16 protein-coding genes and 1 riboswitch are annotated in these 14,473 nt (G+C 37.7%); of the genes, 10 read left to right on the top strand and 6 right to left on the bottom strand.

From position 1 onward, the window contains the following. Positions 1 to 111: 111 nt before the first annotated feature. The 3 genes from ACFX4G_RS14740 to ACFX4G_RS14730 all read left to right on the top strand — a co-directional run bounded on the left by ACFX4G_RS14740 (position 112) and on the right by ACFX4G_RS14730 (position 2,714). Positions 112 to 360, top strand: coding sequence for a hypothetical protein (locus tag ACFX4G_RS14740; protein WP_377575479.1), 249 nt, complete (start codon positions 112 to 114; stop codon positions 358 to 360). A gap of 245 nt (positions 361 to 605) precedes the next feature. After that, positions 606 to 1,955 (top strand): glucose-6-phosphate isomerase, encoded by a 1,350-nt coding sequence (locus tag ACFX4G_RS14735; RefSeq protein ID WP_013059589.1) that lies wholly within the window; start codon positions 606 to 608, stop codon positions 1,953 to 1,955. 354 nt (positions 1,956 to 2,309) lie between these two features. Next, positions 2,310 to 2,714 carry a YugN-like family protein gene (locus ACFX4G_RS14730; protein ID WP_097824845.1) on the top strand — a complete coding sequence of 135 codons (405 nt, stop codon included), beginning with the start codon at positions 2,310 to 2,312 and terminating at the stop codon, positions 2,712 to 2,714. Between the two features lie 9 nt (positions 2,715 to 2,723). On the opposite strand, the gene ACFX4G_RS14725 is transcribed toward ACFX4G_RS14730, so the two are convergent. The 3 genes from ACFX4G_RS14725 to cdaS all read right to left on the bottom strand — a co-directional run bounded on the left by ACFX4G_RS14725 (position 2,724) and on the right by cdaS (position 4,687). After that, on the bottom strand, positions 2,724 to 3,512 hold the full coding sequence (locus ACFX4G_RS14725; RefSeq protein ID WP_230183977.1) for a potassium channel family protein: 789 nt from the start codon (positions 3,510 to 3,512) through the stop codon (positions 2,724 to 2,726). Between the two features lie 67 nt (positions 3,513 to 3,579). Beyond that, on the bottom strand, positions 3,580 to 3,963 hold the full coding sequence (locus ACFX4G_RS14720; RefSeq protein WP_013059586.1) for a VOC family protein: 384 nt from the start codon (positions 3,961 to 3,963) through the stop codon (positions 3,580 to 3,582). Between the two features lie 97 nt (positions 3,964 to 4,060). Then, the gene (gene cdaS, locus ACFX4G_RS14715; protein WP_043977196.1) at positions 4,061 to 4,687 is read right to left on the bottom strand and encodes a sporulation-specific diadenylate cyclase CdaS; all 627 of its coding nucleotides are present in this window, start codon (positions 4,685 to 4,687) and stop codon (positions 4,061 to 4,063) included. A 313-nt stretch (positions 4,688 to 5,000) separates the two neighbouring features. Then, positions 5,001 to 5,103: riboswitch (SAM riboswitch) on the top strand. 254 nt (positions 5,104 to 5,357) lie between these two features. On the opposite strand from cdaS, the gene ACFX4G_RS14710 reads away from it, so the two are divergent. The 7 genes from ACFX4G_RS14710 (at position 5,358) to ACFX4G_RS14680 (ending at position 11,227) form a co-directional block, all read left to right on the top strand. After that, positions 5,358 to 6,071, top strand: a complete 714-nt coding sequence (locus ACFX4G_RS14710) for a phosphoadenylyl-sulfate reductase (protein ID WP_025752724.1) — start codon at positions 5,358 to 5,360, stop codon at positions 6,069 to 6,071. Between the two features lie 19 nt (positions 6,072 to 6,090). After that, the gene (locus tag ACFX4G_RS14705) at positions 6,091 to 7,170 is read left to right on the top strand and encodes a sulfate permease (protein WP_377575475.1); all 1,080 of its coding nucleotides are present in this window, start codon (positions 6,091 to 6,093) and stop codon (positions 7,168 to 7,170) included. A 52-nt stretch (positions 7,171 to 7,222) separates the two neighbouring features. After that, positions 7,223 to 8,374, top strand: a complete 1,152-nt coding sequence (sat, locus tag ACFX4G_RS14700; protein WP_097824843.1) for a sulfate adenylyltransferase — start codon at positions 7,223 to 7,225, stop codon at positions 8,372 to 8,374. 12 nt (positions 8,375 to 8,386) lie between these two features. Further along, positions 8,387 to 8,986, top strand: a complete 600-nt coding sequence (cysC, locus tag ACFX4G_RS14695; RefSeq protein WP_014457932.1) for an adenylyl-sulfate kinase — start codon at positions 8,387 to 8,389, stop codon at positions 8,984 to 8,986. 91 nt (positions 8,987 to 9,077) lie between these two features. Beyond that, positions 9,078 to 9,857 carry a uroporphyrinogen-III C-methyltransferase gene (gene cobA, locus ACFX4G_RS14690; protein WP_377575472.1) on the top strand — a complete coding sequence of 260 codons (780 nt, stop codon included), beginning with the start codon at positions 9,078 to 9,080 and terminating at the stop codon, positions 9,855 to 9,857. A 13-nt stretch (positions 9,858 to 9,870) separates the two neighbouring features. Next, complete coding sequence (locus ACFX4G_RS14685; protein WP_097824842.1) at positions 9,871 to 10,638, top strand: sirohydrochlorin chelatase; 768 nt, start codon at positions 9,871 to 9,873, stop codon at positions 10,636 to 10,638. Further along, positions 10,619 to 11,227 (top strand): NAD(P)-binding protein, encoded by a 609-nt coding sequence (locus ACFX4G_RS14680; RefSeq protein ID WP_377575469.1) that lies wholly within the window; start codon positions 10,619 to 10,621, stop codon positions 11,225 to 11,227. Before ACFX4G_RS14685 ends, ACFX4G_RS14680 begins: the two co-directional genes overlap by 20 nt. A gap of 26 nt (positions 11,228 to 11,253) precedes the next feature. Here ACFX4G_RS14680 and ACFX4G_RS14675 read toward each other — a convergent pair whose 3' ends face one another. The 3 genes from ACFX4G_RS14675 to ACFX4G_RS14665 all read right to left on the bottom strand — a co-directional run bounded on the left by ACFX4G_RS14675 (position 11,254) and on the right by ACFX4G_RS14665 (position 14,070). After that, complete coding sequence (locus ACFX4G_RS14675; protein ID WP_013059577.1) at positions 11,254 to 11,931, bottom strand: MgtC/SapB family protein; 678 nt, start codon at positions 11,929 to 11,931, stop codon at positions 11,254 to 11,256. 119 nt (positions 11,932 to 12,050) lie between these two features. Continuing rightward, positions 12,051 to 13,637 (bottom strand): AMP-binding protein, encoded by a 1,587-nt coding sequence (locus ACFX4G_RS14670; protein WP_377575466.1) that lies wholly within the window; start codon positions 13,635 to 13,637, stop codon positions 12,051 to 12,053. 238 nt (positions 13,638 to 13,875) lie between these two features. Then, positions 13,876 to 14,070, bottom strand: a complete 195-nt coding sequence (locus tag ACFX4G_RS14665; RefSeq protein ID WP_025752735.1) for a hypothetical protein — start codon at positions 14,068 to 14,070, stop codon at positions 13,876 to 13,878. Positions 14,071 to 14,473: the final 403 nt, after the last annotated feature.

Genomic DNA, 14,473 nt, shown 5'->3' with positions numbered 1-14,473 from the left:
TTATTAAATAAATAGAAACTCGTCACAAAATCCATAAAAAAAACATAAAAAAATTTTTTTGGACGTATAAAAATCACTCAAAATTGTCACTCTAAGAGTGAGGTGATGGAAATGTATAGGAAACAAATAGCCATCAGTTTTCTCATTTTTACCGCATTATGTATGGGCGGATTTGTGCTGAATAATCACTTGGAAATGAAAGAAGAAAACAGGGTGTTCCTCACTTCTAAAAACCAAGCTGAAAATTCCATTTCAATAGACTCTTCCCTTTTAAAAGCCTCTTATAAACCGAGACAATATGTGAAGATAGGTGAAATGAACTATATTGCACCATCCGATAAGCAAATAAAAAACGATTGAAGACCAATCTTTAGTCGTTTTTTATTTGCTTATTATTTGCGTAATCGTGCATGAATTACGTCCTGTAATCAAAGAACATTAGTTGACTTCACAACTGAATTTATCGTTAAATAAAAAGGTACATACAATGATTGCAGTTTCAACAAACTATAATGATTGTGTCAAATTGTAAGTGGATTCACTTGAATTCAGCTAACAGTTTCGATAAAGTGAAAAATAAAGATATTTTAATGGAGGAACAGACTATGACACATGTTCGTTTTGATTATTCAAACGCGTTATCATTTTTTGGTGAACATGAACTTACATACTTACGTGATGCCGTGAAAGTAGCTCACCATTCAATTCATGAGAAAACAGGTGCTGGAAACGACTTTTTAGGATGGGTCGACCTTCCTACGGAGTATGACAAAGAAGAATTTGCACGCATTCAAAAAAGTGCAGAAAAAATTAAATCTGATTCAGATGTATTAATTGTTATCGGTATTGGAGGATCTTACTTAGGTGCTCGTGCTGCTATTGAAATGCTTCAGCATTCATTCTATAACACATTATCAAAAGAACAGCGTAAAACTCCGCAAGTTATTTTTGCTGGTAACAACATCAGCTCAACGTACATGAAAGACTTAATGGATGTTTTACAAGATAAAGATTTCTCTATTAATGTTATTTCAAAATCTGGTACAACAACAGAACCGGCGATTGCTTTCCGTATCTTCCGTAAATTATTAGAAGAGAAATATGGCAAAGAAGAAGCACGCAAGCGTATTTATGCAACAACAGATAAAGCGCGTGGCGCATTAAAAACATTAGCGGACGAAGAAGGCTATGAAACATTTGTTATTCCAGATGATGTAGGCGGCCGTTATTCAGTATTAACAGCGGTTGGCTTATTGCCAATTGCCGCTGCGGGTCTTGATATCGAACAAATGATGAAAGGGGCAGCTGATGCTCAAGAAGCATTCTCATCATCAGAGCTAGAAGAGAACCCAGCTTATCAATATGCTGTAGCTCGTAATGTTCTTTATAATAAAGGAAAAACAATTGAAATGCTGATTAACTATGAGCCAGCTCTTCAATACTTTGCTGAGTGGTGGAAACAGTTATTTGGCGAAAGTGAAGGAAAAGACCAAAAAGGTATTTACCCTTCATCTGCTAACTTCTCAACGGATCTTCATTCTTTAGGTCAATATGTACAAGAAGGTCGTCGTGATATTTTTGAAACAATTGTACAAGTTCAAGATTCTCGTCATGAGCTAACAATTGAAGAAGATGCAGCGGACTTAGATGGATTAAATTACTTAGCTGGTGAAACAGTTGACTTTGTAAATAAAAAAGCCTTCCAAGGTACAATGCTTGCTCACACAGATGGGGGCGTTCCAAACTTAGTTGTGAACATTCCTGCGCTAGATGAGTATACGTTCGGATATGTTGTATATTTCTTCGAAAAAGCATGTGCAATCAGCGGCTATTTATTAGGCGTAAACCCATTCGATCAGCCGGGAGTAGAAGCATACAAAGTAAATATGTTTGCTCTGCTTGGAAAACCTGGTTTTGAAGAGAAAAAAGCAGAATTAGAAAAGCGTTTGAAATAAATAAAAAGAGGGCGGTACAAAAGTATTTTAGCCCAAGTGAAAAACGAACCATTGATCAACATGTTTGATTAGTGGTTCGTTTTTTTTGTTATAGTGAATATAGTTTCATCTGTTTAGGTCCTTCTAACAGTTGATTGGAGCGCAAGTGACGAGGAGGCTCAGCGCCCGCCCGCGGAAAGTGAAGCCTCGCACAGACATCAACTGCGGTGTCGCAAGCGATTTATATGAGCTGCTTTATCCAGTTTGTTCGTCTTTAGGTTGGATTCATTTAGTTATGTCTCACCCTCTTTTTTGCTTTTGAGATAAAGGATAAAACGCTGGAAAAAGGACATGTTAAAACAGAGGAGGGATAACATGATTGAATTATCTTCAAGATTAGAGGGAACATTATTCAAGCTTTACGAATTAGAAAAAACGCTTAAGCCGCTTGGGTATAACATTGGAGGAAATTGGGATTACGACCATGGTTCATTTGACTATAAGATGAACGATGAAGTCGGCTATCAGTTTTTACGTATCCCGTTTACAGCTACGAATGGAGAGCTGGATTCTAAAGGAACAACCGTACAGATTGGCACGCCATTTTTACTTTCACATAAATATCAAATTGGTCTAGATGACGATGTTCACAATGGAAATGTTAGTGCTTCATTTAATCAGTTTGCAGAGCCCCAAGACGCAGACGCTTCATTTCCAGAAAAGTATATCAGCTTAGGAGAAGAGCTAATTAGAGAGGCAGAAAATGCGCTGCTTCAGTAATTGAAGGAACTATTCTTTTTTTAAACTCTCTAATTTTTTCACAAAAATATGTTCGTACATGACTTGACTAATCAACTCGTTTGTTTTAATCATTTCATTCACCCCCAAGTTTTGTGCATTTTGAATATGCTTTTTTGTTAAAAGTTCAACGATGCTGTAAATAGAAGGGTTCAATCCTTGCAGAGCGACTAACGTAACAATAGTATTCATGTCTGCATATTCTTCTGTCTTATGCTGATCGGCAGTAATCAGCACTTTTTTTGCGTACCGAGCGTTGGCAAGTTCTAATACTTCATAATGAGAGGGACTTCCTTTAATAAAATGAACGCGATCACAAATCATGGGATTTTTAGTCAGAGAGTCGTCGATAAGCACAATGTCTTCTTTATGAAATGCGTCGCGATAATACTCTAACACGAGTTTGGCGCGCTCATTCCACCCAACAACGATGAAGTGATCTTTTCCATAAAATTTTAAATTCCCTTCCAAATAAGCGCTCTCAGCGGAAACAGCAATTTTAGAAAGCGTGACAAAATAAGTAGTAATAAATCCCGTTCCGATCAGAACTAAAATAATTGCAGCTAACCTTCCAATCGTAGTGGTCGGAGCAAAATCACCGTACCCTATAGTAGAGATTGTAATAATAACCCACCAAATTCCTTCAAACACATTCCCAAACGTTTGCGGCTCTAGGAAATGTATAAGCATGCCGAAAAGCAGAACAAGGCAGCCGATAATAAAAAGAAGCCGCACTAAAATAGAACGACGAAAAAGTCGAAATAATAGCCATTCCATCATAAAAAAACCTCCAGTGATTAGTCATAGCCACAGTATGACCATTTTTCACTGAAGGTATAAGATATCTTTATCTTTTTACTTCGTAATATTCAATCCATTCTTTGTCTGGACCGTAGAAAAATAAGTATCTTGCTCCATTTGGCAAAGTTACAATGTTTTCTTCCACAAATGAAACGCCTGCTGATTTTAAACGCTCAAACTCCTCTTCAATTCCGTCTACTGCCAGCGCAAAATGATGAACTTTCCCTTCGTTAGGTAAGCTTGAGTTATACCCTTGAATTAACTCTACGATTACATTGCCTTCTAAACCTAGAAAAGCTAGCTTCAAAGACGGATCGGTATGTGGTAGTTTTTCGATGAGCTCTAATCCCACTTTTTGCGTATAGAACTCAATCGATTCTTCTATATCCTTTACTTGAACGCCTACATGTTCAAATTTTAAAATTGTCATATGCATCACCCGTATCTATAGTATGTAAAAACTATGAAATATATTAAAGAGAAAGGATATAGAAGTCAAGATAGGGCTGCTTATCAGGAAAGGGCTCTTAAATCATATTTTTGCTGGAGTGAATAGGGTAGAGGCTTCCATCAAGAGCAAACGAAATTTTGCCTGTTTCTTCAGATACAACTAAAATTAATGCATCCGATTTTTCCGACATTCCAATGGCTGCACGGTGACGTGTTCCCAATTTTTTGTTCGTTAAAATAATAGACGAAAGAGGTAAAACATTAGCAGCTGAAATAAGCTGATTATTTCTAATTAGGACGGCTCCGTCATGTAAGGGTGTCCCTGGATAGAACAGCGTCTCAACTAGCGTAGCGCTGACAGGAGCTTGAATAGGCATTCCTTTTTGAATAAGAGGGTCTACATTTTGTTCCCGTTCAATGACAATTAAAGCGCCGTGACGTTTCTCCGAAAGGTTATGAATAGCTAAAGACAGAGCAGCATATTCAAATGTATAAGGCGATAAATAATGGCGCAAGTAATAAGAGGCAGCCGTAGCTTGAACATCTTGAAATAACCTTCTCATCTCCTCAAAATCACATAGGATACAATGATCACTCGTGTCTAAATGTTTAATTAAATTAGAGGCTTCAGTTGAAATCTGCTGTAAATATGTTCGCACATTATTTTTAATTGTATCGTCTAATTGAAAAGGTTGTCTCTCCATCTTATATAGCTCCTATCTGTCAGTCAGTGTTATCTGTAATGTGTGCTAATGTGGGTGAATTATCCGTAAAGCTTATAAATCCCTTATTAATTTTATAGTGAGGTTTTGTGTTTTATTTAGCAAGAGAATATAAAAAGTTGGAGAAAAAAGAAAGCGTTTTATAAATTGATATGTTCACGTTTGGGTTAAATTTACATATGTTGTTTTAAATAAAAGTATAGATATTTCTGTGAATTTAAAGTATAGTTTTCTTATCGGATATATGATTTTTAATGTTGACAAATATTCTAAATATGCTAAAATTTTTAAAAAATGCTTATCAAGAGTGGTGGAGGGATCTGGCCCGCTGAACCCCGGCAACCTGCTTAGCAAGGTGCTAATTCCAGCAAAGTGTGTATCATTTTGAAAGATAAGGTGAAAATTTATTGCCTACCCAGTCTTTCAATATGGAAGACTTTTTATTTTGATATAGCGCAAGCGATAATTTGAGGAGGGACACCAATGACTGTAACCCCCGACTTAAAACAAATTTTTGAGCATGTCGAAGCAAAGTAAGAATTAAATAGTTTCGCTGACTAGACACACTAGAGGCGGTTTTATCCAATTCTAGTGGGTAAAACCGTCTTTTTTTATTGGATAACGCGGATAACTAAGAATTGGAGTGAAGAAAATGGCAGACTTATATACGTACGAAAACTGGAGTGATACATTTCCAGAGTTCGACAGTGAAGATGAAACAAAAGGAGCTCTTTCAGCATTGCAGTGGGCGTATGATACCTACGGAGATTCAATTATTTACGCATCAAGCTTTGGTATCGAAGGAATCGTGTTAATTGATTTAATTTCAAAAGTGAAAAAAGATGCTGAAATTGTCTTTTTAGATACGGGCGTTCATTTTAAAGAAACATATGAAGTAATTGATGCAATTAAAGAACGCTTTCCTGATTTGCGTATTCATATGAAAAAACCGGATTTAACGCTTGCAGAACAAGCTGAGAAACATGGAGATGAACTTTGGAAGAGTCAGCCTAACCTATGCTGTCAAATTCGAAAAATCATCCCGCTAAGGGAATCTCTTGCTCCTTATGATGCGTGGATTTCTGGTTTGAGACGCGAGCAGTCTGAGTCTCGTGCCAACACGAATTATTTTAATAAAGATGAGAAATTCAAGAAAGTGAAAGTCTGCCCGTTAATTCATTGGTCCTGGAAAGAAGTTTGGCGCTATGTGTATAAGCATGATTTACCATATAACAAACTTCATGATCAAGGCTACCCAAGTATTGGCTGTGAGCCCTGTACCGCACCTGCCTACAATGTAGACGATTTACGTTCAGGAAGATGGGCAGGTACACAAAAAGTTGAATGCGGATTACACGAATCTTAAATACGAAAGAGCTGAATAAATGATGCTTTTATATGTTGCCTTTATCATTGCGCTTTTTTTTGCAATGAATATTGGGGCAAGCGGTGCAGCAGCAGCTATGGGCGTTTCATACGGCTCCGGTGCGATTAAAAAGAAAAGAGTAGCCCTGTTCATCTGTGCTGTAGGTATTGTGCTCGGAGCCATTATCGGAGGCGGCGAGGTGGTAAAAACCATCAGTTCAGGTATCATACCTGAAAAATTGCTGTCAGTAGAATTAGTTATTATCATTCTGGCTGCTGCAACGCTGTCACTCTTTTTCGCGAATTTAATTGGTATTCCTCTATCAACAAGTGAAGTAACGGTTGGTTCAGTTGTTGGAGTAGGCGTAGCTTATCAATCTCTGTATGTGGAAAAACTTTTAGTTGTCATGTCTTTTTGGATTATTGTTCCGCTGGTTTCATTTGTCATTGCTTTTTTGATTGGAAAAGTGATAAAACGCGGAGCGCATAAAAAAGAAGCAAAGGGAACGTGGAAAAGAGTTTTAACGATTTTAGTTATAGCGACGGGATTCTTTGAAGCCTTCTCAGCTGGAATGAATAACGTGGCAAATGCTGTCGGTCCTCTAGTAGGAGCTGGATTAATGGATGCCACAACGGGTGTCATAGCAGGAGGATTGGCAGTGGCGCTCGGAGCTCTTTTACTAGGAGGCCGAGTTATTGAAACAAACGGGAAAAAAATTACTCGCTATTCTATAGGGGAAGGGTGCATTATCTCGGGTACTGGTGCTTCTCTTGTCACAGTCGCTTCACTGTTTGGTTTGCCAGTACCCCTTACACAGGTCACTACGTCTTCTATTATTGGAATAGGAGCAGCGAAAACGGGATTCACGAAAGAACAGCGCGAAGTTGTCATTCAAATGTTAAAGGTTTGGGTGGTCTCCCCTGTATTTTCACTCGTAATCTCATATGTTCTTGTGAAATTAGTACTTGAAAGCGACTTATATTCATTTGTGGTGCTAGCTAGCGGATGTATTGCCACAGCAGGTGTTCTAAGCTTAGCTAGAGCGACTAGAAGAAAAAGAGCAAGCTTGCAGTCGGAAAAAGAAAAAATGACTGCGTGATTCAAGTGCTTTTTATTATATTGTGTTAATTATTTAAGGAGGATTTTACAAAATGACAACAATTCAAGCACACGGTGGAGAATTAATTAATTTATATCAACCAACATATGACTACACGTCACTAACAAAAGAAATCGAAGTAGATAACATGGCCCTAAGTGATTTAGAACTAATTGGAATTGGTGCTTACAGCCCAATTACAGGATTTTTAGGAGAAAAAGATTATCAATCAGTTGTTGAAAATATGCGTTTAGCAGATGGAACAGTATGGAGTATTCCTATCACTCTTCCTGTAACAGAAGAGCAAGCTAAAGAATTAAACATTGGCGACAAAGTAAAACTTGTTCAAAACGGCGTAACGTATGGTGTTTTAGAAGTTTCTGAAGTATATACCCCAAATAAAGAAAAAGAAGCGGAGAACGTGTACCGCACGGCAGAACTTGCTCATCCTGGCGTGAAAAAAATGATGGAACGCCCAAATGTATATGTAGCAGGTCCAATCGTACTTGTAGAACGTACACCTAAAACGCGTTTTGAAAAGTATTACCTAGATCCTACTGAAACAAGAGCAGCATTTGAAGAACGCGGTTGGAAAACGGTTGTTGGATTCCAAACTCGTAACCCTGTTCACCGTGCGCACGAATATATTCAAAAAACGGCATTAGAAATTGTAGACGGCCTGTTTTTAAATCCACTTGTAGGAGAAACAAAGTCAGATGATATCCCAGCAGATATCCGTATGGAAAGTTATGAAGTACTTTTAGAGAACTATTATCCTAGCGATCGTGTAGCTTTAGCAGTTTTCCCTGCTGCGATGCGCTATGCTGGACCTAGAGAAGCTATTTTCCATGCAATGGTTCGCAAAAACTTTGGATGCACACATTTCATTGTAGGCCGTGACCACGCTGGTGTTGGTGACTACTATGGAACATATGACGCACAAAAAATCTTCAGTAACTTTACAGCAGATGAATTAGGAATTACACCTTTATTCTTTGAACACAGCTTCTATTGCAAGAAATGTGAAGCGATGGCATCAACGAAAACATGCCCTCACAGCAAGGAAGATCATATGATTCTATCTGGAACAAAGGTACGTGAAATGCTTCGTAACGGAGAAGTGCCACCAAGCACATTCAGCCGTAAAGAAGTAATTGAAGTGTTAATTAATGGATTAGCAAAACAAAAAGTATCTTCAAAATAAGGAGCGGTTGAAGTGAGCAAATCAACAAACATTACGTGGCATGATGCTGGAATTACAAAAGAGGAAAGACGCGAGCAAAATAATCATCACAGTTTTGTACTATGGTTTACAGGTCTTTCGGGTTCAGGTAAATCTACCGTAGCAAACGCAGTGGCAAAAGCGCTTTTTGATAAAAATATTCGCAACTATGTATTAGATGGTGACAATGTTCGTTTCGGCTTAAATAAGAATCTAGGGTTTTCTGCTGAAGATCGTACAGAAAATATTCGCCGTATCGGTGAGGTTTCTAAGCTGTTTGTAGACAGCGGTCAAGTGGTACTAACAGCATTTATCTCTCCATTCCAAGAGGACCGAGCTCAAGTGCGTGAGATCTTAGAGGGGAATGAATTTTTGGAAGTATACGTGGAGTGCCCGTTAGAAGAATGTGAAAAAAGAGATCCAAAAGGCCTTTACAAAAAAGCAAGAAGCGGAGAAATTCGTGATTTTACAGGAATTGATTCTCCGTATGAGTCACCGGCTAATCCTGAATTAACAATTAATACAAGCACACAGTCTGTAGAAGAATGTGTACAAACTGTTATTGAATATTTAGCTAACCGAAAATTTATCTAAATGACAGCGGACTTTGTCCGCTGTTCTAATTCAAATTAAAATGTGGGAGCGCTGCGGAGACGTGGAAATGATGGAAGGGTGAAAGGCATTCATGGGGAAAGTATATCTAGTCGGTGCAGGACCGGGAGATCCAGATTTAATTACATTAAAAGGGTTAAAAGCAATTCAGCAAGCAGATGTTATCTTATATGATCGTTTAGTGAATAAGGACCTGCTGGAGTATGCTAAAAGTGATGCAGATATCATTTACTGCGGAAAGCTTCCGAACTACCATACCCTCAAGCAAGAAACAATTAACAACTTTTTAGTGAAATTCGCTAAAAACGGAAAAATTGTAACGCGCTTAAAAGGCGGAGATCCATTTGTTTTTGGACGCGGAGGGGAAGAAGCAGAAGCTCTCGTGCAGCAGGGCATTTCATTTGAAATTGTTCCAGGGATTACATCAGGCATCGCAGCCGCTGCTTATGCAGGAATCCCTGTCACTCACCGGGAATACAGCGCAAGCTTTGCTTTTGTAGCAGGTCATCGTAAAGATAGCGAGCATGATGCAATCAAATGGGATAGCCTAGCCAAAGGTGTAGATACTCTTGCAATTTATATGGGGGTGCGGAACTTACCGTACATTTGCCAACAGTTAATGAAACACGGAAAAACCTCAGCTACGCCAATTGCATTGATTCACTGGGGAACATGTGCGGACCAGCGCACTGTAACTGGAACTCTTGGTACAATTGTTGATATTGTTAAAGAAGAACAAATTGAAAATCCAAGTATGATTATCGTTGGTGAAGTTGTGAATTTTCATGACCGATTAAATTGGTTTGAGAAGACTGGACAGCATTACTATTCGTTTGCACAAGAAGCTTACTAAAGAGGTTGATTATATGGATGCAGTTTTATATGTTTGCCATGGCAGCCGCGTAAAAGAAGGCGCTGATCAGGCAGTTGCTTTTATTGAAAGATGTAAAAAAAATCTAGATGTACCGATTCAAGAAGTTTGTTTCCTAGAACTAGCTTCCCCCACTATTGAACAAGGATTTGAAGCATGTATTGAACAAGGTGCTACTCGTATTGCAATTGTGCCTCTTCTGTTATTAACAGCTGCGCATGCAAAGCATGATATACCCGAAGAAATACACAAAGTATATGAACGTTATCCCCAGGTAGAGGTGCTGTACGGAGAACCGTTCGGCGTAGACGAACGAATTGTTGATATCTTGGTAGAGAGAATCAATGAAACCAATGTGGATAAGCATGAAGATTCGATGGTATTGTTGGTCGGTAGAGGAAGCAGTGATCCTGCTGTAAAAAAAGATTTTAACGAAATAGCTCAACTGCTAAAAGGGAAAGGTGCTTTTAAAGAAGTGAGCACATGCTATTTAGCTGCAGCTTCTCCTAATTTAAAAGAAGGCCTGCACCTTGCTAAACGAACTTCGTATAAGCAAGTATTCGTTCTTCCATACCTTTTGTTTACCGGTATTTTAATGAACGAAATTAAGGAAGAATTGGAGCAGCTATCAACAGATGCCCAGCAGTTTATCTTAGCCAACTACCTAGGTTATCATGATGGACTTGCACACATTTTAAGTCACCAAGTAAAAACGTTATTATCCAGCAAAGGAAATCAATACGATGTATACCGTTATGCTTGATTTAAAGGGTCGTTCGGTCTTAGTAGTTGGGGGCGGAACAATCGCAACTCGTAGAATTAAAGGTTTTTTACAAGAAGGAGCAGCCATTACAGTGGTTGCTCCAACTGTTTCAGCTGAAATAAATGAATGGGAAGCTAAAGATCAGCTGCGTGTAAAAAGAAAAAAAGTAGGAGAAGAAGACTTACTTAATGTCTTTTTAATTGTTGTGGCTACAAATGATCAAGCTGTGAATAAGTTTGTTAAGCAGCATATTAAAAATGATCAGTTGGTTAATATGGCCAGCAGTTTTTCCGATGGAAATATTCAAATTCCTGCACAGTTTTCTAGAGGGAGATTATCGCTAGCAATATCCACAGATGGCGCTAGCCCTTTGTTGACAAAGCGAATCAAAGAAGACTTATCCGCAAATTATGATGAGAGTTACACACAGTATACACAGTTTTTGTATGAATGCAGAGTTCTTATCCACAGATTAAATGTGTCAAAGAGCCGTAAACATGAGTTATTAACAGAAATTATCGATGATCAATACCGGCTGTCTCTAGTAAAACAGCGGGAATTTTTACAACAGATTAAAAAATACAAATAAAAAACGGCCAGTTGGCCGTTTTTTATTTATACATTTTCAACTTCAATGCTTCGAATACCGCTGATTTTTTGAATTTCGTAATACACTTCTGTAGTAGGGCGCTGGTTATTAACTGACACTTTCATTCGTATATACAATTCATTGGTGTCTAAATCTTTGATTCGAATATTTTTAATTGTAATATTCTTTTCTCTAATGCTATTAGTTGTATCAAAGATATTGTGCTTATCCGCCAGCTTGAGTTGAAGAATAAGCTCTTTCTCGCGCAGTTGCCTAGGCCCCAAAATAGTAATAAGGAAGGGAAGAAGTTCAACGCTGATAATGAGCAGTACAACTCCGGTAATAGCTTCAGGATAAAACCCTGCACCTACAGCAATGCCTATACCTGCTGCTCCCCAGATAATAGCCGCTGTTGTAAGCCCTGAGATGCTGTCATTTTCTTTTCGTAAAATGACGCCCGCCCCTAAAAAACCAATTCCAGAAACAATTTGAGCGGCCAGACGAAGCGGGTCCATTGTGATATGATCACCTTTATTAAAAATTTGAGAAGACTCAATCGAAACAATTGTGAGTAAACAGCTAATAATGGAAATTACGAGAGATGTTTTTAAACCAACAGGCTTTCGTTTTAGTTCCCTTTCAATTCCAATAATAAGACCAAGTACAGCGGAAATACCTAATTTGAGCAACATTTCATTTTCCATTATTTTCACCTATTTCAATAAACATTGTTGTTTATATCTGTATGAAAGAAGAAAAACAGATATGTATCAGTATAGTAAACTTTTCTTCATAATAACAGGTGGAATTCGAAAAAATCTGATTATTTATAAAGCGCTGCGATCTTTTCTTTCAATTTATATTTTTGAATCTTGCCGGAGGCCGTCATGGGAAAGTCGTCTATAAAATAAATATGTTCCGGAATTTTGAAATGAGCAAGCTTACCTTTGCAAAAGTCTTTGATTTCTTGAGCGGTAAGAAAAGAATGTTGCTTGAGTTTAATGCATGCAGCAACTCGTTCTCCATACTTTGGATCAGGAATACCGACAATTTGCACATCTTCTACCTCGGGTATTCTATATAAAAACTCTTCAATCTCTCTTGGGTAAATGTTTTCTCCGCCTCTAATAATCATATCTTTTAGACGTCCTGTAATTTTTACATAGCCATCCTTATCGATGGTAGCTAAATCTCCTGTATGTAGCCAACCTTCTACAATTGTTTTTTCTGTTTCTTCCGGCATTTTATAATACCCTTTCATTGTTAAATATCCTTTTGCACAAAGTTCTCCTTGTTCTCCGAAAGAAACTGGTTTACCTGTAACTGGATTAATAATTTGAATCTGTACATGATTATGAACTTTGCCAACCGTTTGTACTCGCCGCTCGATAGAATCAGTTGGTGTTGTTTGGGTGATTACAGGAGATGTTTCGGTTTGACCATACGCGATCGTAATTTCATTGATGCCCATGTCATGTATGACTCGTTTCATTACTTCTGCTGGACAATTAGAACCAGCCATGATTCCTGTGCGAAGAGTAGATAAATCATATTGATTAAACTCAAGTGCATTTAATTCCGCAATAAACATAGTTGGTACACCGTGAAGAGCTGTACATTTTTCGTTCTCTACGGTGCGTAAAACAGAGGCAGGTTGAAATTCAATAATCGGTAGCATAGTAGCACCTACAGATACGCATGCTAGAACACCCAGCACACATCCAAAGCAATGAAAGAAAGGAACTGGGATGCATAAGCGGTCTTCGTTAGTCAGTTTCATAGACTGAGCAACTAAAAAGCCGTTGTTTACTATATTATGGTGACTTAGCATAACTCCTTTTGGAAAACCTGTTGTTCCGGAAGTATATTGCATATTGATAACATCATGGATATGTAGGGATTGTTCATGCTTATCGAGAACCTCATCCGATACCATTAAGCTACTCATTAAAAACTCGTTCCAAGATGTATGTTCGCTTGATCCACTTAAGTTTATAAGATGTTTTAGTTTGGGAAGATTATGTTCAATACTAGTGATAATAGACGTATAAGAAGTGCTTTTAAATTCATCAATGAAAAATAGCGCTGTTGTATCAGAATGACTCAATACATACTCTAATTCAGAGGATTGATAACTTGTATTAAGGGTAACCAAAACAGCGCCTATTCTAGCTGCTGCAAATTGAAGAAGCAACCATTCCGGCACATTGGTAGCCCAGATAGCGATATGGTCGCCTTTTTTGAGACCAGTGGCTAGAAGTGCCTTTGCAACTCGAGAGGTTTCTTGATAAAATTCCGCGTACGTATAGCGAATATTTTGTTCAGAGTAGATAACCGCTTCTTGATGCCCAAACTTTTTTGTACTTTCTTTTAAAAGTTTTCCAACCGTTAATTCAAGCAATGGTTTCATTTGGTTTCCTCCTTGAATAATGTTAAAGTATATATGAAAGCGTTTTCTAAAAGTAGTTTATCAAATTTAAAGAAAGTGTTCCAAAAAATCATTCGACAAATTCCTTCACTGTCCATCGTACGTATGAAGAAGAGAAGTGACTGAAGTTATCACATTGATTTCAATAAGTAAGTATACTGAATGCGAATATTGTAATAAAATAAAGAAATGTCTCCTTTTTATAAGAAGACAATGCATGTTAATAAAGAATGGTATAAAAATATGAAGTAAACAAACAAAAAATCATGCTGAATGTTGAAAGTGAAATAAATGAAAGGCCGTTGACTTTGCCTTCTTTATTAGACATTTGAATTGATTCCCAATAAGCAAGTGAAATTAAGAGAATAGACATGCAAAAGGACAAATAGAGTGCAGCTGCAATTAAGGTACCCAAGTGAACGCCTCCTTGGCGGATAATGATTTAATAGACATTATGCTAGTGTGGCTCTAGATATGCTAGTATCTATTAATTGGCTAACGTTTCGTTTGCAAGAAAATAGTTTTTAAAAATATATCGAAAAACTATTGCACAATAAAAGAAGGCATGGTATATTATTAAATGTCGCTAAGATGAACTGCTAAAGCAAACATCGAAGCGATAAACAAATAAAAAACTTGTTGACAACTAGGTTGCAACTTGTTATGATGGTAAAGTCGCTTAAGAGCGGCGGTTGAACTTTGAAAACTGAACAAAGCGACAAACGTCAACGTTAAATTTTATTTTTTAATTGAGCAAGTCAAACATTTCTTCGGAGAGTTTGATCCTGGCTCAGGATGAACGCTGGCGGCGTGCCTAA

The sequence above is a fragment of the Priestia sp. YIM B13486 genome, from assembly GCF_042787865.1.
Lineage (GTDB): Bacteria > Bacillota > Bacilli > Bacillales > Bacillaceae_H > Priestia > Priestia megaterium.
The sequence above is the reverse complement of the archived record's forward strand: the minus strand, read 5'-3'. Positions and strand labels throughout refer to the sequence as shown.